This window comes from Burkholderia theae (assembly GCF_048565265.1).
Lineage (GTDB): Bacteria > Pseudomonadota > Gammaproteobacteria > Burkholderiales > Burkholderiaceae > Burkholderia > Burkholderia theae.
In genome coordinates, this window is the sequence record NZ_CP183462.1 from 3251556 (window position 1) to 3271670 (window position 20115).

Sequence of the window (20115 nt, forward strand, 5' to 3'; positions counted from 1 at the left end):
GACGGCTTTCGCGACGCAACTGCACTACCCAAAGAGACAGACATGAAGGGAACACCAGGTAACGTCCCGGCCGCGCGCACGGGCATCGACATCACGCCGGCCCACCGGGCATTTTTCCACGCGCTGCCGAAGGTCGAGCTGCATTGCCACCTGCTCGGCGCGGTGCGGCACGACACGTTCGTCGCGCTCGCGGAACGCAGCGGCGCGCCGATCGAGCGCGCGGAAATCGACGCGTTCTATGCGCGCGGCGAGAAGCCGGTCGGCGTGCTGCACGTGCTGCGTGCACTCGACAAGTATCTGCTCACGCAGCCCGACGACCTGCGGCGGATCGCATACGAGTATCTGGAGGACGCGGCCGCGCACAACGTACGGCATGCGGAATTCTTCTGGAATCCGACCGGCACGGTGCGCGTATCGGGCATCACGTATGCGGATGCGCAGGCCGCGATCGTGACGGCAATTCGCGACGCGGCGCGCGACTTCGGGATCGGTGCGCGCCTGATCCCGAGCATCGACCGCGAACAGGATCCCGACGAGGCGGTCGCGATCGTCGAATGGATGAAGGCGCATCGCGCGGACGAAGTGGCGGGGCTCGGGATCGACTATCGCGAGAACGACCGGCCGCCGGAACTGTTCTGGAAGGCTTACCGCGATGCGCGGGCGGCCGGCTTCCGCACGACCGCGCATGCGGGCGAGTTCGGGATGCCGTGGCGCAACGTCGAGACGGCCCTCGACCTGCTGCAGGTCGATCGCGTCGATCACGGTTATACGATCGTCGACAACCCCGAGCTGTGTGCACGCTATGCGGAACGCGGGATCGTCTTCACCGTCGTGCCGACGAATTCGTACTATCTGCGCACGTTGCCGCCGGAGCAATGGGCCGAGCTGCACCCGATGCGGAAGATGCCGGGCCTCGGGCTGAAGATTCATCCGAACACCGACGATCCGACGCTGCACAAGGTCAATCCGAGCGAAGCGTGGGAGTTGATGTTCAGCCATTTCGGCTTCACGGTCGCCGAGCTGAAGCAGTTCATGCTGAACGGGATCGACGGAGCATGGGTGGACGACACGACGAAGGCCGCGTGGCGCGCCGCGTGGGCGCCGGAGTTCGATGTGCTGGCCGGCACGCTCGCCGCGGGCTGAACGCGTTTTCGTCGTCAGCCGGGCGCCGGAACGTTCAAGTGATGGCTCAGGTCGCCCGCGAAATCGAACAGCGTGTAGTCGCGGAACGCAAAGCGCCACACGCCGTCGACGCGTTCGAACGCGTCGTGATAGCGGCCCGCGGCGATCGGCTGCAGCGCGAGCCCGTCGACGGCCTGCAGCACCGTGTAGTACGAACGTGCCGTCGCGCGATGCACGGCTTCATCGATCTCGATGATCGGATTGGTGACGACATGCTTCGTGCGCGGCGTGCCGCACGGGTAGCGTTTCACGCTCGCGTCGAACAGCGCGAGCAGTTCATCCGCGCCGATCGTCGGCGCGCCTTCCTGCGTCTTGATGCGCGCGTGCCGGAACAGCTCGGCGACGCCCGGCAGGTCGCCGGCGTCGAGCCGCTCCGCGTAGCGGTACAGCAGGTTCGCGATGTCGACTGCGCTGTGGGTCATGCGGGTTCCGTCATCGTTGGGCGATGACGACGATGGTGCGCGGCGCGTGGCGGGCCGGCTTCGTCCGGGTGGACTAGTTCGGCACGGCGCGATTTCACTATCTTTCCGTTTCCCTGCACGTCGCATACGCCCGTGCCCGCTGGCACGCGCCGCCCACGTTCGCTATATTGGCGTCCGGTGGCGACCGGTCGTGTCGCTTCCCGCCGTGCGCTGTCGCGCCGGACATCCAGAAGACAAATCGAATCGACACGACACGGCAACACAACGACAAGGGCGATCCTTCCGATGGGCAATCGAGCATGGCTCTATCTCCACGCCGGCGACGGAGACGACGCGTGGACGATCGAGGTCGCGGAGACCAAGAACCACTTCCCGCTGCTGTGGCGCGTGTTGCTCGCCGACGGCGGCGCGGGCGACGCGATTGCCGATCAGCGTGTATTCGGCGACGCGGGCACGCCGAATCTCGCCAGCGACGCGCGCGCGGCGCAGGCGCGCATCGGCCGACTCGCGTCGTTCGTCGTCGCGCATCCGCTGCCCGATGACGATCCGGCGCTCGCGCGCCAGTTCGATGCGCTCGTGCGCCATCTCGGCGAGTCGATCGACGCGCTCGGCGATGCGCATGGCGCGCCGCGGTTTTCCGCGAATCTCGACGAGCTGTCGTGGCTCGACGACAGCGATCCGGACGCCTACATCGATCAGGAGCGTGAGACCTGCACGCGCCTGTGGTGGCGTGTCGCGAACTGCATGGACTTCCGCGACGTGCGCGGCGTGCGGGATGCGCTCGAGATCGACACGCCGGCCGACTGGCGCGACTGGGCGTGGGGTTTCGGTTTCGGCTGCATGTCGCATCACTACTTCGCTCGCCAGGACCCGCCGCGCGGCGTGACGTTCGCCGCGATGTTCGACGCCGGCGAGCGGCACGGCAACTGGCTCGGCTTCGACACGTTCAGCTTTCGCGGGCGCAACGGCCTGTGGGGCGTTCGGCGCGAAAACGACGACGCGTGGGAGGTGATCGTGCCGCCCGAATGGACGAGCCTGTGGGCCAGCGGCGCGCGCGATGACCGGTTGTTCTGGGTTGCGCGCGACGGGCGGGTCGGCTTGCTGCTTGCCGACGATGCCGGCGCGCGGATCGTGCGCGAACCGGCGTTCGACGCGGTGTGGGATTTCACGGACGACATCGCCTGCGTGCGCGTCGGCGAGCGCTTCGGGCTCGTGCGCACGGACGGCGCGTGGGTGCTCGAACCGTCGCTCGACGATTTCGGCGAATTCGTCGACGGGCTGGCGTCCGCGAGCGTGGGCGGCCGCTGGGGCTTCGTCGACACGAACGGCGCGTGGATCATCGCGCCGCGTTTCGACGACGCACAGGAGTTCGTGCGGGGCGAGGCCGTGGCCGTATGCGAGGGCGAGCACTGGGGCCTGCTCGGCCGCGACGGGCAGTGGCGCGCGTGGCCGGAATGGACGTCGCTCGACTGGTCGCCGGAGCGCGACGCGTTTCTCGCGCAACGTGACGGGAAGGTCGGTCTCGTCGATGTGACGGGGCGGGTCGTCGTCGCGCCGCGTTGAGCGGCGACGACGCTTCGGTAAAACGTGCGGCCGGCGAGCACGCCGGCGGCACGCTTAGCGGAAGAACCTCAACCAGTCGAACAGGCCGGGATGCGGGCGCCGCCTCGGCGCCGGCGCCGGCGCGCTGCGCGGCCGGAAGTCGGGCGAGAATTGCGCACGCGGATCGATCGCGCGCGAACGCAGCGCCGCGTCGTAGAAACCGCCGACGATCGGTAGCGCGCTGTGCGCGCCCGCCCCCCAGTAGTCGCTGCGCAGCGTCACGCTGCCGTCGTCGAAGCCGACCCATGCGCCGGCCACCAGTTGCGGATGCATCAGGATGAACCAGCCGTCCGCGTTGTCCTGCGTCGTGCCCGTCTTGCCGGCGACGTCGACGCGGATTCCGTAGCGCGAGCGGATGTCGGCGCCGGTGCCGTAATCGACGACATCGCGCATCACGTCGACGAGCGTCTGCGCGGCAGGCGCCGGCAGCGCGCGTTCGGGCGGCGCGCTGGCGAAGGCGGCGAGCACCTTGCCGTCGCGATCCTCGATGCGGGTGATCATCTGCGGTGCGACGTACACGCCGCGGTTCGCGATCGTGCCGTACGCGGACACCATCTCCTTCAGCGTGACGGGGCTCGTGCCGAGCGCGAGCGACGGCACCGCGTCGAGCGGGCTGTCGCGCACGCCCATCGCGCGCGCGAGCTGCACGACCTTCGCGGCGCCTTCGTGCTGCATCACCTGCGCGGTGATGCGGTTGCGCGACAGCGCGAGCGCGTCGCGCAGCGTCATCGGTTCGCCCGTCGGCGGCTCCGCATCGGTCGGGCGCCAGACCGCGCGGCCGTCGATGGGAATCGCGACGGGGCGGTCGATGAACGTATCGGCGGGTCGCATGCCGTCCGCGAACGCGGCGCCATAGACGAACGGCTTGAACGTCGAGCCCGGCTGGCGCCGCGCCTGCGCGACGTGATCGAACGGCTCGCTGCCGAAATCGGGACTGCCGACCCACGCCCTGATCGCACCGTTGCGCGGATCGATCGCGACGAAGCCGGCCTGCACCTGCGTCTTGCGCTCACACAGCGCGCGCACGAACGCGCGGTTCGCGCCGAGCTGCTTCAGCGCCGCCACATCGGCGAGCCCCGCGTCGCGGGCCTGGCGATAGTCGGGCGTCTGGCGGATGAAGCCGCGGAACAGGTCGTTGCGCAGCCCGCAGCCGGACGGGCCGCGCCACGCGCTGTCGGCAATCGCCTGCAGCCGGTCGGTCTGCTGCGTCAGCGCCTGCGTCGCCATGTCCTGCAGCCGCGCATCGAGCGTCGTGCGCACGACGAGGCCGTCCGAGTAAAGGTCGTAGTTGTTGCGGTCGGCCCACGCGATCAGCCACTTGCGCAGCTGCACCGCGAAGTGCGGAGCAAGGCCGGGCTGCGCGGTCTGCGGTTCGAAGTCGACGCGCAGCGGCCGGCGCTGCAATTGCGCGAGCTGCTGCGGCGACAGCATGCCCATCTGCGCCATCCGGCCGAGCACGATGTTGCGCCGCTGTACCGCGCGTTCCGGATTCAGCACCGGGTTGTAGTAGCTGTTGCCCTTCAGCATCCCGACGAGCGTCGCGCTTTCGACGGTGTCGAGTTGGTCCGCCGATTTGCCGAAGTAGGTGCGCGCGGCCATTTCGACGCCGTACGCGTTGTACAGGAACGGCACGGTGTTCAGGTAGGTTTCGAGGATCTCGTCCTTGCTGTATACCGATTCGATCTTGAACGCGGTGATCAGCTCCTTCACCTTGCGCGTGAGCGTCAGCGAACGGCCGACTTCGTCCGGGTACAGGTTGCGCGCGAGCTGCTGCGTGATCGTCGAGCCGCCCTGGCGGTCGCCCGAGAACGTATGCAGCCCGGCTGCGATCGTGCGGCGCCAGTCGATGCCGTGGTGTGCGTAGAAGCGGTGGTCCTCGGTTGCGATCAGCGCGTCGACCATGTGCCGCGAGATCTGCTTGAGCGGCACCCATTCGCGGTTGACCGGCCGGAACTCGGCGATCAGTTCGCCGTCGGCCGACAGCACGCGCGCGGGGCGGTCGATGCGCGCCTTGCGGATGTCGCCGATGCTCGGCGTGAACGGCACGAACGCGAGCAGGACCAGCAGGCCCAGTACGGGAATCGCGGCGAGCGCCAGCGCCACGCCGCGCCGCGTCGGATGACGCAGGCGCTGCAGCGCGCCGGCACACAGTGCGCGGGCGCGCGTGCGGCAGGCGGCGGCGAGCGGCACGACGCGGGCGCGGCAGCGGGCCCACGCGTCTCGAAGATACGGCACGAAGCGATTCACGGCGGCAGGAGCGTGGACGGAAGAGGCGCGATCCTAGCAAACGGCGCACGTGTGCCGGTGGCCGAAACGGCCGTTTGCTTGCAGGATTTACAGACGATTACGTTTGTTGCCCGCGGACAACCTTTTACCGCGTATGCGGCCGCGATTCTTCCGACGAAACCACGTCCGCGAGCCGCTGCGCGGCCGCCTCCATCTGCGCGCGCCCGAACCCGCCGAAGCCGAGCACGAGCCCCGGGCGCGCCGTGCCCGGCGCGAACATCGGCGACACCGCGCGCACCGCGACGCCGGCCTGCGCCGCGCGTGCGACCACGTCGAGATCGTCGATCCCTTCGGCGAGCCACAGCACGACGTGCATGCCCTGGTCGCCCGGCTGCACCCACGCGCGTTCGCGCGGCAGCCGCGCGCCGAGCGTGTCGATCAGCAATGCGCGCTGCTCTGCGTACACGCCGCGCACGCGGCGAATGTGGCGGTCGAGATGACCTTCCGCGATGAACGCGGCCAGCACGTGCTGGTCGGCGGTCGGCGCATGGCGATCCATCAGCACGCGGGCGCCGCAGAACGCGGGCACGAGATCGTCGGGCACGATCACGTAGCCGAGCCGCAGCGACGGAAACAGGATCTTGCTGAAGGTGCCGAGATAGATCACGCGGTCGGGGTCGAGACCCTGCAGCGACGGGAACGGATAGCCCTCGTAGCGCAGCTCGCTGTCGTAGTCGTCCTCGACCACCCACGCACGATGCGTGCGCGCCCACGCGAGCAGCGCGTTGCGCCGCGCCATGCTGAGCGGCATGCCGAGCGGGTACTGGTGCGACGGCGTGACGAACGCGGCACGCGCATGCGGCGCGAGGCGGATGCCGGCGTCGACGTCGATGCCGTCGGCATCGACCGGCACGCGCACCATCGCGTCGCGCCGCCCGGTGCTTTCGAGCAGCGCGGTGATGCCGCGATAGGCCGGATTCTCGACCCACGCCTGATCGTTCGCGCCGAGCAGCACCTGGCTCGCGAGATGCAGCCCCTGCTGCGTGCCGCTCGTGATCACGACCTGGCCGGCATGGCAGCGCACCGAGCGCGACCGGCGCACGTAGTCGGCGATCGCCTCGCGCAGCGGCAGCGCGCCCTGCGGATCGGCATAGCCGGACGGCGCGCCGGCGCCGCGCGCGCGCAGACGGTTGCCGAGCCGGCGCCAGATGTCGTCGGGCGCGGTGAGGCCGACCGGCACCGAGATCGCGAACGGCATCGCCGGCAACGGAAGGAATTCGCGGGCGATCCGCGCGAAGGTGGCAGCCGGTTCGGGTAGCCCGGCGGGCACCGGGCGGCCGCGCTGGGCAGGTGCTTCAGGGTCGTTGACGGGCGGCGGTTCGGCGAGCGCGTTCGCGATCCGCGTGCCCGCGCCGCCGCGCGATTCGAGAAAGCCTTCGGCGATGAGCTGCGCATACGCGTCGACGACGGTGCCGCGCGCGACCTGCAGCGCCGCCGCCAGCAGCCGCGTGGACGGCAGCGTGTCGCCCGGACGGACGTCGCCGCGGCGCACGGCTTCGCGCAGCGCCTGCGCGAGCTGGCGGCTCAGGTCGCCGGCCGCGCGATCGAGCGCGCCGAGCGACGGGATTTCGACGATCCGGGCCGTTCTTGCCATGATTCTGGTCTGCTGAAATTGTTCCAAACCGGCTCTACAGCATAAACCAGTTTGGGGTCACAATCGGCGGATGACGGGCCCGCGCCTGTTCCATTTCCAACCCTGCACGACCGTGGAGCCGACATGTACGTCCCCGCCGATTTCAACGAGCCCAACCCCGACGCGCTGCGCGAGCTGATCGTGCAGCACCCGTTCGGCAGCCTGATCACGCACGGGAAGAACGGGCTCGACGCGAACCACATTCCGTTCGAGCTGCTGCCCGACGTTAACGGCGGCGGGCTCGGCGAGCTGCATGCGCACGTCGCGCGCGCGAATCCGGTCTGGCAGGACGTCGCGAACGGCGACGAGGTGCTCGTGATCTTCCGCGCCGGCGACGCGTACATCTCGCCGAACTGGTATCCGAGCAAGCACGTGGCGCACCGGCAGGTGCCGACCTGGAACTACGTGGTCGTGCATGCGCACGGCCGCATCACGGTGCGCGACGACGAGAAGTTCGTGCGCGGCGTGGTCGCGCGGCTGACGCGCACGCACGAGGCATCGCAGCCGGTGCCGTGGAAGATGGGCGACGCGCCGCAGGACTATCTCGACACGATGCTGCAGGCGATCGTCGGGCTGCAGATCGAGATCACGCGGTTCGTCGGCAAGCGCAAGCTCGGGCAGAACAAGGCCGAGGCCGATATCCGCGGCGCCGGCGACGCGCTGGTCGCGGACGGCAACCTCGCGATCGGGGAAGCGATGCTGGCGGCGGCCGACGCGAAGCGCGGCTGAGCAGGCAAGACATGCGCGGGCGAGGGCCCGCGCTCCCGGCAGGCTACTGCGTGCGCGTCGTGCCCTTCATCCCTTCTCCGGCCTGCGCGAGCGCCCCGCGAATCGCCGCCTCCGTCTTGTCGTATTCGCCTTCGCCGTAACGCGTATAGACGACCTTGCCGTTTGCATCGATCAGGTACAGCGCGGGCCAGTACTGGTTGCCGTACGCGCGCCACGTGTCGTAGCGGTTGTCCTGCGCGACCGGATACTGGATGCCGAAGCGCTTGATCGCATCGGCGACGTTGCCCGCGTCGCGCTCGAACGGATATTCGGGCGTATGCACGCCGACCACGACGAGCCCCTGGTCACGATACTTCCGGTACCAGTCTTTCACGTACGGAATCGTATGAATGCAGTTGATGCACGAGTACGTCCAGAAATCGACGAGCACGACCTTGCCGTGCAACTGGCCGAGCGTCAGCGGCGCGCTGTTGTGCCAGCGGTCGATGCCCGTGAAGTCGGGCGCCGACGTACCGGGCATCGACGCCTGCGGGCCCGCGTCGTTGCGGGTGCCCGCGAAGGCGGCGAGCCCGGCCGTGGCGGCGAGGGCGATGACGAGGGCGGCAGTCTTGAGTCGGGGCAGCATGGCGTTCTCCTGATCGGGAGGCCGCCGCTCGGGCGCGGCGGCCGGACGGGTTTCGTTCGACAGGCCCCATTAAGCTGCGCCGACGTATCTGCGATGTGTCCGGCATGCCACGCGTGTGCAATGTTGTGTGTCGTCACGGCGGCGCGATACATTGGGATACAAACGCGTGCCCGCCGTGCGGTATAAAAGCAGACATCGCCAGCCCGAACACCACGACACCGATACCCGATACCGACTCATGGACAAGATCGACCACGTGCTGATCGTCGACGACGATCGCGCGATCCGCGAACTGATCGCGGACTACCTGGAGAAGAACGGCATGCGCGTGTCGCTGGCCGCGAACGGCCGCGAGATGCGTAACGTGCTGGACGACGGCGCACCCGACCTGATCGTGCTCGACCTGATGCTGCCGGGCGAGGACGGCCTCACGCTGTGCCGCGACCTGCGCGCGGGCAAGTTCCGCACGGTGCCGGTGCTGATGCTGACCGCGCGCGGCGAGGAAACCGACCGCATCATCGGCCTCGAGATGGGCGCCGACGACTACCTCGCCAAGCCGTTCGCGGTGCGCGAGCTGCTCGCGCGAATTCGCTCGGTGCTGCGCCGCGCGCGCATGCTGCCGCCCGGCATGCAGGTGACGGAGACGGCCGAGATGCTCGCGTTCGGCGAATGGCGGCTCGACACGACGGGGCGCCACCTGCTCGATACCGAAGGCACGCTGGTTGCGCTGAGCGGTGCCGAATACCGGCTGCTGCGCGTGTTCCTCGACCATCCGCAGCGCGTGCTGACGCGCGACCAGCTGCTCAACCTCACGCAGGGGCGGCAGTCCGATCCGTTCGACCGCTCGATCGACCTGCTCGTGAGCCGGCTGCGCCAGCGCCTGCGCGACGGCGCGCGCGAGCCACGCTACATCAAGACGCTGCGCAACGAGGGTTATGTGTTCTCGTCGGCCGTGACCGCCGTCGACGGTACGCCATGAGCGCGCGCACGCCGTGGCACTGGCCGCGCTCGCTGTTCGCGCGGCTCGCGCTGATCCTGTGCGTGGGCCTCGCGCTCGCGCAGACGCTGTCGTTCTGGCTCACCATGACCGAGCGCGACCAGGCGACCACCAATCTGATGATGGGCTACATCGAGCGCGAGGTCGCGAGCTCGGTCGCGCTGCTCGATCACCTGTCGCCCGCCGAGCGGGCCGCGTGGCTGCCGCGCCTCGGGCGGCGCAGCTATGCGTTCATCCTCGGCCCCGGCGAGACCGGCACGCCGCCGGAAGCACGGCTGTCGGCGCGTGTCGAGCGGTCGATTTCCGACGGCATCGGCGGCGACTATCCGCTGACCGCGAACGCGATTCCCGGCGACCGCGAGCATCTGCAGGTGCATTTGCGCCTGACCGACGGGTCGCCGCTGACGATCGACATCCATCCGATGTCGACGGTGCCGCTGTCGGGCTGGCTGCCGGTCGTGCTCGTGCTGCAGCTCGCGGTACTGGCCGCGTGCTGTTGGCTCGCGGTGCGGCTCGCGACACGCCCGCTCAAGCAGCTCGCGCAGGCCGCCGACGCGCTCGGCCCCGACCTGAAGGGCGAGCGCCTGAACGAGGGCGGGCCGTCCGAGGTCGCGCGCGCCGCCCGGGCGTTCAACGCGATGCAGGACCGCATCGCGCAGTACATGGCCGAACGCATGCAGATCCTCGCGTCGATCTCGCACGACCTGCAGACGCCGATCACGCGGATGCGGTTGCGTGTCGACGTGATGGACGACGACGCGCAGGGCGCGAAGATGCGCCAGGACCTGATCGAGATGGAGCACCTGGTGAAGGAGGGCGTCGCGTACGCGCGCACGCTGCACGGCACCGAGGAGGCCGCGCGCCGCATCGATCTCGATGCGCTGCTCGACAGCATCGTGTGCGACTACACGGATGCGGGGCAGGACGTCGCGCTGCACAGCCGCGCGCCGCTCGCGCTGGTCACGCGTCCGAAGGCGCTGCGCCGCATCGTCGGCAACCTCGTCGACAACGCGCTGAAGTTCGCGGGCGCGGCCGAGATCGACGTGCAGACCGCGCCGGACGGCGGCGCGGTCATCGCCGTGCTCGATCGCGGGCCCGGCATTCCGGACGATCAGCTCGACGCGGTGTTCGAACCGTTCCGGCGCGTGGAGACGTCGCGCAATCGCGAGACGGGCGGCACGGGGCTCGGTCTTGCCATCGCGCGGCAACTCGCGCTCGCGATGGGCGGCACGCTCACGTTGGCCAACCGGCCGGATGGCGGCGGGCTGGAGGCCAGGCTGACGCTCAGGAATGCAGCGTGACGCGACGCGGCGCGTGTGCGTCGCGGTTTCATGTTCATACCTCGGCCGAAGCCGAAGCTGAAGCCGCAGCGCGTTCCGTCACACGCGCTGCAGATGCGCATCGACGAGCGGTGCGAGCGCCTGCGCATGCACGGCCGCGAGATCGTGCCGGCCGCCCGGCACGACATGCAACTGCGCATCGGGCATCCGTTCGAGCAGGCGCCGGCCGGCCGCGACGGGGCTGATCGGATCGTCGTCACCCCACAGCAGCAGCGTCGGCTGCGCGATGCGGCCGATGTCCTGCGACAGGTCTGCGCGAAACGTCATGAACCAGTCGGGCAATTGCGGGTTCGCTTCGGCAAAACCGGTGCGCCAGTCCTGCGCGCCGAGCCCTTCCATGTCGAGGCCGCCGGACGTGACCGTCAGCACCAGGTGCGTGACGAGGTCCGGCTTGTCGAGCGCCGCGCGCATCGCGATAACGCCGCCCATCGATTGCGCGATCACGGCCGTCGGCCGGTCGATCGTCTCGAGCACATGACCGACGAGGCTGTCGAAATCGTCGACGGCCGGATCGCGCGGCGTGTCACCGAAGCCCGGATAAGCGACGATCCGCCGCTCGGCCGGATGCGTCAGCAGGCTGGCCATCGGCTGCCAGAAGGCGGTGCTGCCCGATGCGCCGGGCAGGAAGAGCAGTTGCGACGGAACGGGCATGGCGAGTCGGTTTTCCGATCGATGAAGCGGGATGACGGGGCGGCGCGGGTGCGTCAGCACCGGCCGGTGCGCAGCGCGACGGTCCAGTCGTCGCGCCCGCGCGATGCCGCGGTGGCGGCGGCCGTATGCCAGTCGTATTCGACCGCGTGGAATTCGACGTTCCAGCCGGCCGCCGTGCGCGACACCATCGCGTAGCGTGCATGCGGCGAGCCCGTCTCGATGCGGTGCGGATGCGGCAGGTCGTCCGTGTACGCCTGCAGCCCGACACTGCCCGGGTTGACGATCAGCCGGCCGTCGTCGAGCTTCGCCGTGCGCGGCACATGCGTGTGGCCGCACAGGATCAGCGATGCCGGCTCGTCGCCCGCGCGCTGCGCGATTTCATCGGGCGTTGCCGCGCGGCAGCCGTCGGGCGTGACCGTTTCGAGGAAGTAGACGAGATCGCTGGCCGGCGTGCCGTGCACCATCAGCACGTCGTCGCCGAGCGTCACGCGTTCGGGCAGCGCGGCGATCCATTCGAGATGATCGGCGCGCAGCGTGTCGTGCGCCCAGCGATCCGACAGTCGCATCGACTCGCGATCGCCGCCGAGCAGTTGCCGTTCGTGATTGCCCTTGATGGTCGGCAGGTCGAGCGCGATCAGGCGGTCGGCCGTCTCGGCCGGATGGAGCGCGCCCGACACGATGTCGCCGAGATTGACGATCACGTCGGCGCCACGGCGGCGGACGTCGTCGAGCACCGCGTCGAGCGCGGCGAGATTGCCGTGGATGTCGGATAGCGCGGCGATTTTCATGGCGGAGCGTCGATGAGGGGAACGGCGATTGTCGCCAATTCGGCGCGGGCCGTCCAATGGCGCGGGCGGCGATGCCGCGTGTTGCGCGTCAGTCGGTCGCGAGGCGCGCGTACATCGCGAAATCGCCCGGCGTGCCGCGCACCATCCGGTACGCGCGCAACAACCCTTCGTAGCGGAATCCGCACTTCTGCAGCACACGCGCGGAGCCGGCGTTGCTGGTCAGCACGACACCCTGGATGCGCACGAAGCCGCCATCGGCGAATGCCCACGCGGTGACGGCCGCGCACAGCGCGCTCGCGATTCCGCGCCCCCAGTGTGATGGCGCGAGATCGTACGCGATCTCCGCCGAGCGGTTCGCGCTGGACACGGTATGCAGCCCGATCGTGCCGGCGAGCACGCCCGATGCTGTGTCGACGATCGCGAGACGCCGGATCGAATCCGGGCCGGCCGATTCGATGCTGTCGAACAGCGGCAGCAGATCGTCGCGCGAGCGCAGGTTCCAGCTCGTGTGGCGGACGACGTCGGGGTTCGACAGGTACGCGTACCACGCGTCGAGATCGGCGCGTTCGAGCTGGCGGAGCGACAGGCCGGGAAAGCCGGCGTGGGGCGGTGCGGCGATTCTCATCGGAACCGACCGCTACGCGGCATGACGCCGATACAACGCCAGCGAACCCGCGAGCGCGAGCAGCATCGCGCCGCACGTGCGTTCGAGCCACAGCGCGCCGGCGCGCTTGAGCAGCCGCACCGCGCGTGCGCCGAGCAGCGCGTAGCCGAACATCACGACGCCGTCGAGCAGCGCGAACGTGACCGCGAGCGCGACGTATTGCGGCGCGAGCGGCGTGGACGGATCGAGGAACTGCGGCAGGAACGCGGAAAAGAACAGATAGCCCTTCGGGTTCGTCACCGCGGTCAGGAAGCTCTTCGCGAAGATCGACGCGTTGCGCTCGGGCGCCGCGCCGCCGTGCGCGGCGGCGACGTCGAGCGAACCCTTCGACGTCAGCAGCCGGATACCGACATACGCGAGGTACGCGGCGCCGAGCCACTTCACCACCGAGAACCAGAACGCCGACGCCATCAGCAGCGCGCCGAGGCCGAGCGCGACCGCCATGATCAGCACGAAGTCGGACAGCATCGCGCCCGCGAAACCGTAGCTCGCGCGGCGCACGCCGTAGCGCGAGCCGTTGGTCAGCGCGAGCAGCACGGTCGGGCCGGGTGTCGCGATGCCGACGAATGCGACGGCGGCGAAGATCAGCAGGGTCGTTTCATGCATGAAGGAACTCCCGACGGTAGGCGTGCGTTCGATTATCGGGTGCGCCGGCCCGCGCTGTACAGGCGCGACAGCCGGGCGCGCGGTCGCGTTTTCGACTATCTCGATTTTGGCAAGAAACTGTTTTCATTATTCCGGTTTCGAACGGAACCGGTTCCAATTACGATGGCGGCCGCAGCGGGCATGCCCGCCGGCCTCGCACGGCCGGCGGATCTCGCCGCCCGCGCGCTACTCGCAACAGTCAGCCAGAACAACGGGTTCACCGCCCGGAGACACGACAACCATGAACAAGCAACTGATCGCAGCGCCGCTGCTGCTCTCGCTCGCGGGTATCGCATCCGCGCAAAGCTCCGTCACGCTGTACGGCATCGTCGATGCGGGCGTGACCTATCGCAGCAACGAACGGGTCGGCTCGGCAGGCGCGTACACCGGGCATTCGAGCGTCGGGCTCACGACCGGCAACCTGTCCGGCAGCCGCTGGGGCATCAAGGGTTCCGAGGATCTCGGCGGCGGGATGCGCGCGCTGTTCGTCCTCGAGAACGGCTTCGACATCACGAACGGCACGTCGGGGCAGGGCGGCCGCCAGTTCGGCCGCCAGGCGTTCGTCGGCATCGGCAGCGACCGCTACGGCTCGGTCACGCTCGGCCGCCAGTACACGTCGCTCGACGACTTCGTGAGCCCGGTCGGCCCGTCGTCGTTCATCGGCGGGTTCGGCGCGCACCCGGGCGACATCGACGATCTCGACCAGACCGCGCGTGTGGACAGCGCGATCAAGTACACGAGCGCCAATTACTCGGGCTTCACGTTCGGCGCGCTGTACGGCTTCGGCGGCCAGCCGGGCAGCATGAAGCAGCGCAATACGTGGAGCGTCGGCGCGGCGTACGCGGCGGGCCCGCTGCGGGTCGGCGTCGGCTACGAGCGCTCGGACAACAGCAAGACGGGCGCGACCGACCCGACGGCCGGCAAGTGGCAGAGCACCGACGACGGGCTGTTCAACTCGTCGATCAACGAGGGTTATGCGAGCGCGCAATCGCAGCAGGTCATCGCGACCGGTGCGACTTACGACTTCGGCCCGGCCGTCGTCGGTGTGAACTACAGCAACGTGCAGTACCGCAGCGGCGGTCAATCGCTGTTCACGGGCCACGCGACGTTCAACGTCGCGGGTGTGTTCACGCGCTGGAACGTGCGGCCGCAGACCCAACTGTTCGCGGGCTACAGCTACACGCGCGGCAGCGATGTCGATGGCGTCGACGACCGCGCGCAGTACCACAACGTCACGCTCGGCGCCGTCTACGACCTGTCGAAGCGCACCAGCGTCTACCTGCTCGGCGCGTACCAGCATGCATCGGGCATGACGCTCGACGCGCTCGGCCGGCCGGTGGCTGCGACCGCGTCGGTGTCCGACAAGGCGAACGGTCACTCGTCCGACTCGCGCTCGCAGGCGATCGTCAGCCTCGGGCTGCGCCAGAAGTTCTGACGCTGCCGACGCAGCGGTCGTTGCGGTCGCAACGGTGCAGGCATGCTCCTATACTGTCGCCTCCCTGTTTCGAGGAGGCGACATGACCCGAACGCAATCCGCGAGCTGCCTGTGCGGTGCGATCACCGTTACGCTGCGCGGCGAGCCGGCGGCGCGTGCGAACTGCCATTGCGCGACCTGCCGCGATTTCTACGGCACGCCGATGTTGTCCGCGACCGCGTGGCCGCCGGAGCAGGTTGCCGTCGACGGCGCCGGCGCGACGTTCGCGCATCCGGCGAAGTCGATGTCGCGCACGTGGTGCGCGTCGTGCGGCGAGATCGTGTTCGGGACGAACCGGCTCGGCATGCGCGTGGTGCCGAACAGCCTGACCGCGCGTGCGCACGGCGGGCAACTGCCCGGCGACCTGCAGCCGACGATGCATCTGTTCTACCGGCACCGCGTGCTCGACGTCGTCGACACGCTGCCGAAATACCTCGACGGCTGGGACGGCCCGACGCTCGACAACGCGAACTGAACGATCGCGACCGCGTGCCGGCACGGCCGGCGCGCGGCTTTCTCTGCCGCATTCCTCCTCTCCCTTCCTCGCTTCCCGTCGCCGCCCGCGCGACATACCCGATGCGCAAGCTCGTGAAAAGACGATCGCGCCGGATAATATTTTTTCTCTTTCATTTCAATTTCGATTTGTAATCATTGAAACGATTTCCGGGGAATTGAAAGGCAATTCGGCATATCAGAAAAAATGACGCATTTGCATTGGGCGACCCGGAAGAAAATGCCGGGGAAAAGCGCCGGAATCGCGCTGCCGGCGGGCCGTTGCGGCGCGGTTGGCGAGTTTGACCTTCGTTGACGAAAAAGCGCCGGACGGCAATAAAGCGCGGGGTGAATAATTCGGGGTAACGGCGAATGCGCTTTTGCCGGAATCACCAATATTTCATGCGCGGCGATTTACAGTGTCGACAAACAATCGTCTGGGAGCATTATTCATGTCAATGAAACAAATTCGCGCGGCGTTGCTGGGAATGTGCATGGCGATGCTGGCGCCCGCGAGTCACGCGCAGGTGCAATATTCGACCGACTGGCTCGCGAACACGTTCGGCACGCTGGCCGCGCACGTGGGCAACGGCGCACGCTCGATGTGGGTCGCGCCCGAGGGCGTGATCTACACCGCGTCGCGCTGGGACGAGAACGCGGGCGGCGTCGCGATGTACCAGAACGGCCAGCCGATCGGCACGATCGGCATCCACGACGAATTCCAGGGCGGCGCGATCACCGGCAATTCGACGTCGCTGTTCGTCGCGCTCGGCTACAACCGCACGTTCGGCAGCGGCTCGGTGGGCCGCTACAACCGCGGCACGAACCTGCGCGACCTGCGCATCCCGGCCAGCACGTGGACGGGCATCCAGTACGCGGACGTGATCACGGGGCTCGCGACGGCCGGCAACCTGCTGTACGTGAGCGACTTCTACGGCAACCGCGTGCGCGTCTACACGACGGACGGCGTCTGGCAGCGCGACATCGGCGTGTCGGGGCCGGGCGCGCTGGCGCTCGACGCGGCCGGCAACCTGTGGGTCGCGCGCAAGAGCGCCGGCGTCGTCGCGCAGTTCAGCGCGACCGGCACCGCGATGAACACGATCCAGATGGCGGCCGGCGCACGGCCCGCGTCGCTGTATTTCGATGCGTCGATGGGCCAGTTGATGGTGGGCGACGAAGGGCCCGACATGAACATCAAGGTCTACAGCGGGCTGCTTGGCCTGCCGATGCAGGTCGGCACGTTCGGCGTGCAGGGCGGCTATCTCGACACGACGACGGGCATCAAGGGGCAGGTCGGCGACAAGCGCTTCACGCGCGTCGCGGCGCTCGGCAAGGATTCGGCCGGCAACCTGTACGTGCTGAACAATGCATGGGGCGGCGGCTGGGATCTCGGCCGCAACGGCAGCACCGATCTCCATTCGTACAGCCCGACGGGCGCGCTGCAATGGAAGCTGCAGGCGCTGAACTTCGAGGGCATCGCCGCGCCCGATCCGGCGACGGACGGCGCATTCTTCTACAGCGGCAACAACGTGTACACGGGAGGGGCGGGCGGCACGTTCGTCGCGAACACGGTCGACCCGTTCACCTATCCGAAGGACCCGCGCCTCGACATGAACGACTATCAGCGCGGCCAGCATTTCGGCCAGCTCGTGACGGTCGGCGGCAACCGGATCCTCGTCGCGTCCGGGCAGAACCCGGGCAACTTCAACTTCTATTACTTCAACACGGCGAGCGGCTATATCGCGATTCCGGCCGGCTCGCTGCCCGGCAAGCCGTTCAATACGACGCTCCAGGTGACGGCCGGTTTCGACATCGACGGAAACGGCGATGTGTGGGCCGGGCTGAACGGGTCGAACGTGCTTTCCCGCTTCCCGATGACGGGCTTCGACGCGACCGGCAAGCCGTCATGGGGCAAGCCGACGACGACGCCGGTGCCGAGCACCGTGGCGCCGGTCACGCGCATCATCTACCAGGCGGACAGCGACACGATGATCCTCGCGCAGGGCCTCGCGGGCAATTGGGACTGGACCGCGATGAACGGGCACATCGAGGTCTATCACGGCTGGAAGAACGGCAACACGAGTGCGCCGAATCCGGTGATCAACCTGACGAGCGCGAATCCGAAGTCGATCGCGGCGGCCGGCCACTACCTGTTCGTCGGCTACGTGCACACGGTGCCGAACATCGACGTGTTCGACCTGAACAGCGGCGCGCTCGTCACCACGCTGACGAATTCGAACACGTCGGCGATGGACGTCGGCAACGACGTCGACTCGATGTACGGCGTCCGTGCCTACCTGCGCTCGACCGGCGAGTACGTGATCACGAAGGACAACTACAACGGGTCGAGCATCGTCGTGTATCGCTGGCATCCGTGACCGCGCCGGCCGCGCGGGTCGAACGTCAGGGCGCGCCGAGCACGCGGCCGTTCACGCTGAGCCCGTACATCGAGTCGGGCGAATCGTGGAACTTCGCGCGCGTGTCCTGCACGGAGCCGGTGAAGCGCGGGTCCTGCGGACGTTCGTGGCTGTCCATGAAGGTCGCGACGTCCCATGCCTCCTGATCGGTCAGCGTGCCGCCGAGCCCGAGCGGCATGTTGGCCTTGATGAAGCCGGCCGCATTGCGGATGTCGCCCATCCCCGCGCCCCAGTTGAACGAGCGCGCGCCCCACAGCGCCGGGAACGCCGGCTTGCCGCCGCTCGACTGGCCCTGGCCGTCCGCGCCGTGGCACAGCGCGCAGTGCTGCGTGTAGACGGCGGCGCCGCGCGCGTAGTCGGCCTTCTGCGCGGGCGGCGGCAGTTTCGGGAAACCCTGCCCCGGCAGCTTCGTGCCGACCGGCGCGCCCTTCGCGAGCCAGTACGAGTACGTTTCGAGCGCGACGAGGATCGGATCGCCGGCCGGCGGCGCCTTGCCGTTCATGCTGTACTGAAAGCAGCCCTGCAGGCGCTCGGCGAACGTATTCACGTGGCCGTTCTTGCTGCGGTAGGCCGGATACAGCAGGTACGCGGCCCACATCGGGCTCGAATCGGGCCGGCGGCCCGCGTCGAGGTGGCAGCTCGCGCAGGTCAGCTTGTTGCCGACGTACTTGCCCGCGAATTCGGGCGTGTGCAGGAAGATCTGCTCGCCGAGCTTCACGGTCTTGCCGAAGCCGTCGGCGGGGATCGCGGATTCGGCGGGCGGCGCGAACGGCCTGGCTGCCGATGGGGTTGCCACCGGTGCGGAGGCGGCGGCCGATGCGTCCGGCGCCGCCGCGAACGCGAGCGCGGGCATCCAGGCCGCGCCGAGCAGCGTCGCGCGGGCGCGGCGGATCAGCGTCGTGCGGTCGATCATCGCTTGTCTCCTTGTGCGGCGCCGCCGCGCGCATAGTAGGCGGCCACCGCGTCGATGTCGGCGTCGGACAGCTTGCCGGCGATCATCGGCATCAGCGCCATCGGCCCGGGCGGGCGCGTGCCGTGTTTCCAGCCGTTCAACTGGCCGGCGATATACGCGGCCGGCTGGCCCGCGAGCGGCGGAAATGCGGTGCCCACACCGAGGCCGGCGGGGCCGTGGCATTGCGCGCACGCAGGCAGGCTCTGCGACCAGCGCCCGCGCGTCGCGAGCCACGCGCCGGTGTTGGCCGGATCGATCGACGTGTCGTCGGGGGGGACGACGCCGGCCGGCGCGGGCAGGCTCGCGAAGTACGCGGATACCGCGTCGCGCTCGTGCGGCGACAGCAGTTTCGAGAGCGGCTGCATGACCGGGTTCTGGCGGCTGCCGTCCGCGAACGCGGCGAGCTGCGCGGACAGATACGCGGCATTCGTGCCCGCGAGGCGCGGGAAACCGGCCGCCGCGTTGCCTTCGCCCTGGCTGCCGTGGCAGCCGATGCAGGCGGCGACGCCCGTCGCCGAGCCATGTGTCGCGAGCGTCTTGCCGAGCGTCGCGTCGTCCGCGCGCGCGTGGCCGGCCAGCAGCGTCGCCGCGGCAAGCAGCAGCGGCGCGAACCGGCATCGCCGTGTGTCGATCTTGTCGTTCACGTGTCCCCTCCTTGTTGTCGTTCGCGTGCGTGCTTGCTGTCATGCAGCCGCGCGCTCGGCCCGGGCCGTCAGCCTGCGGCGGGCCCGTCCTCCGCCGGCGCGAGGTGCTGCGCCGGTGTCGCCGCATCGTATCGGCCGAAGCCGTAGCGCTGGAAAATCCGGAATGCTTCCGGCGACCGGATGAACGCGAGCCATGCGCGCGCGGCTTCCGGATGCGGCGCGTCCTTCACCATCGCCCCCGCGTAGATCGCCGTCGTATTCTGCGCGGCCGGAATGTCGATGTGCATCAGCGGATGCCCGCCCTGTTCCTGGAACGCCGCCTCGGATTGCCACAGCACGCCGGCGTCCGCGCGCCCCTGCATCAGGAACAGCGCGGTTTCGCGGTGGTGGATGTGTCCGACATGGCTTATCTCCCGGAATCGTTATTGTGGGGGCGTGTCGCGTCGCCGTGCGGCGGCGCGGCGTCGCGACTGCGTAGCCAGTCTAGGGGCGCGCGATCGATACCGGAAATCGCGATATCGGATGGGAGATATTCGGGGGTCTGATGATTGGCGGGACGGCGGGCGACGCCG

Annotated in this window: 18 protein-coding genes and 1 pseudogene; 8 read left to right on the top strand and 11 right to left on the bottom strand. The window is 68.9% G+C overall.

What is annotated here, in order from left to right; translation table 11 throughout:
* The first annotated feature begins 42 nt into the window (after positions 1–42).
* Positions 43–1143: an adenosine deaminase gene (gene add, locus ACN22W_RS32185; protein ID WP_419688538.1), complete on the top strand. Its 1101-nt coding sequence runs from the start codon at positions 43–45 to the stop codon at positions 1141–1143.
* Positions 1144–1157: 14 nt separating this feature from the next.
* Here the strand turns inward: add and ACN22W_RS32190 are convergent, their stop codons facing one another.
* Complete coding sequence (locus tag ACN22W_RS32190) at positions 1158–1604, bottom strand: nuclear transport factor 2 family protein (RefSeq protein ID WP_419688539.1); 447 nt, start codon at positions 1602–1604, stop codon at positions 1158–1160.
* 285 nt (positions 1605–1889) lie between these two features.
* Between ACN22W_RS32190 and ACN22W_RS32195 the strand changes: the two genes are divergently transcribed.
* Positions 1890–3167 carry a WG repeat-containing protein gene (locus ACN22W_RS32195; RefSeq protein WP_419688541.1) on the top strand — a complete coding sequence of 426 codons (1278 nt, stop codon included), beginning with the start codon at positions 1890–1892 and terminating at the stop codon, positions 3165–3167.
* 54 nt (positions 3168–3221) lie between these two features.
* Here ACN22W_RS32195 and ACN22W_RS32200 read toward each other — a convergent pair whose 3' ends face one another.
* Positions 3222–5453, bottom strand: a complete 2232-nt coding sequence (locus ACN22W_RS32200; protein WP_419688542.1) for a penicillin-binding protein 1A — start codon at positions 5451–5453, stop codon at positions 3222–3224.
* 124 nt (positions 5454–5577) lie between these two features.
* Positions 5578–7086, bottom strand: a complete 1509-nt coding sequence (locus ACN22W_RS32205) for a PLP-dependent aminotransferase family protein (RefSeq protein WP_419688544.1) — start codon at positions 7084–7086, stop codon at positions 5578–5580.
* Between the two features lie 123 nt (positions 7087–7209).
* On the opposite strand from ACN22W_RS32205, the gene ACN22W_RS32210 reads away from it, so the two are divergent.
* A complete protein-coding gene (locus ACN22W_RS32210) occupies positions 7210–7854 on the top strand; it encodes an FMN-binding negative transcriptional regulator (protein WP_419688545.1) in 645 nt (214 codons plus the stop codon).
* 43 nt (positions 7855–7897) lie between these two features.
* Here the strand turns inward: ACN22W_RS32210 and ACN22W_RS32215 are convergent, their stop codons facing one another.
* The gene (locus ACN22W_RS32215; RefSeq protein ID WP_419688547.1) at positions 7898–8479 is read right to left on the bottom strand and encodes a thioredoxin family protein; all 582 of its coding nucleotides are present in this window, start codon (positions 8477–8479) and stop codon (positions 7898–7900) included.
* A 238-nt stretch (positions 8480–8717) separates the two neighbouring features.
* On the opposite strand from ACN22W_RS32215, the gene ACN22W_RS32220 reads away from it, so the two are divergent.
* Together ACN22W_RS32220 and ACN22W_RS32225 are read left to right on the top strand one after the other, a co-directional pair.
* Complete coding sequence (locus tag ACN22W_RS32220; protein ID WP_048246656.1) at positions 8718–9458, top strand: response regulator; 741 nt, start codon at positions 8718–8720, stop codon at positions 9456–9458.
* Positions 9455–10777, top strand: coding sequence for an ATP-binding protein (locus ACN22W_RS32225; RefSeq protein WP_419688549.1), 1323 nt, complete (start codon positions 9455–9457; stop codon positions 10775–10777). The genes ACN22W_RS32220 and ACN22W_RS32225 overlap by 4 nt, the downstream gene beginning before the upstream one ends.
* 78 nt (positions 10778–10855) lie before the next feature.
* Here the strand turns inward: ACN22W_RS32225 and ACN22W_RS32230 are convergent, their stop codons facing one another.
* The 4 genes from ACN22W_RS32230 to ACN22W_RS32245 form a co-directional block, all read right to left on the bottom strand.
* Complete coding sequence (locus tag ACN22W_RS32230) at positions 10856–11467, bottom strand: alpha/beta fold hydrolase (RefSeq protein WP_419688551.1); 612 nt, start codon at positions 11465–11467, stop codon at positions 10856–10858.
* A 53-nt stretch (positions 11468–11520) separates the two neighbouring features.
* A complete protein-coding gene (locus tag ACN22W_RS32235) occupies positions 11521–12255 on the bottom strand; it encodes a metallophosphoesterase family protein (protein WP_419688553.1) in 735 nt (244 codons plus the stop codon).
* 88 nt (positions 12256–12343) lie between these two features.
* Entirely contained in the window at positions 12344–12880 is a 537-nt protein-coding gene (locus ACN22W_RS32240) for a GNAT family N-acetyltransferase (RefSeq protein WP_419688555.1), read from the bottom strand.
* A 12-nt stretch (positions 12881–12892) separates the two neighbouring features.
* Positions 12893–13525, bottom strand: coding sequence for a LysE family translocator (locus ACN22W_RS32245; protein ID WP_419688557.1), 633 nt, complete (start codon positions 13523–13525; stop codon positions 12893–12895).
* Positions 13526–13805: 280 nt separating this feature from the next.
* Between ACN22W_RS32245 and ACN22W_RS32250 the strand changes: the two genes are divergently transcribed.
* The 3 genes from ACN22W_RS32250 to ACN22W_RS32260 all read left to right on the top strand — a co-directional run bounded on the left by ACN22W_RS32250 (position 13806) and on the right by ACN22W_RS32260 (position 17908).
* Complete coding sequence (locus ACN22W_RS32250) at positions 13806–14999, top strand: porin (protein ID WP_129515768.1); 1194 nt, start codon at positions 13806–13808, stop codon at positions 14997–14999.
* 82 nt (positions 15000–15081) lie between these two features.
* Positions 15082–15513 (top strand): GFA family protein, encoded by a 432-nt coding sequence (locus tag ACN22W_RS32255; RefSeq protein WP_419688558.1) that lies wholly within the window; start codon positions 15082–15084, stop codon positions 15511–15513.
* Between the two features lie 469 nt (positions 15514–15982).
* Entirely contained in the window at positions 15983–17908 is a 1926-nt protein-coding gene (locus ACN22W_RS32260) for an SMP-30/gluconolaconase/LRE-like region family protein (RefSeq protein WP_419688559.1), read from the top strand.
* Between the two features lie 25 nt (positions 17909–17933).
* On the opposite strand, the gene ACN22W_RS32265 is transcribed toward ACN22W_RS32260, so the two are convergent.
* The 3 genes and pseudogenes from ACN22W_RS32265 to ACN22W_RS32275 all read right to left on the bottom strand — a co-directional run.
* Positions 17934–18860 carry a c-type cytochrome gene (locus ACN22W_RS32265; protein ID WP_419688561.1) on the bottom strand — a complete coding sequence of 309 codons (927 nt, stop codon included), beginning with the start codon at positions 18858–18860 and terminating at the stop codon, positions 17934–17936.
* On the bottom strand, positions 18857–19543 hold the full coding sequence (locus tag ACN22W_RS32270; RefSeq protein ID WP_419688563.1) for a c-type cytochrome: 687 nt from the start codon (positions 19541–19543) through the stop codon (positions 18857–18859). Before ACN22W_RS32270 ends, ACN22W_RS32265 begins: the two co-directional genes overlap by 4 nt.
* Before the next feature lie 68 nt (positions 19544–19611).
* Positions 19612–19938: pseudogene (locus ACN22W_RS32275) on the bottom strand (molybdate ABC transporter substrate-binding protein); the annotation flags it as partial.
* Positions 19939–20115 lie beyond the last annotated feature (177 nt).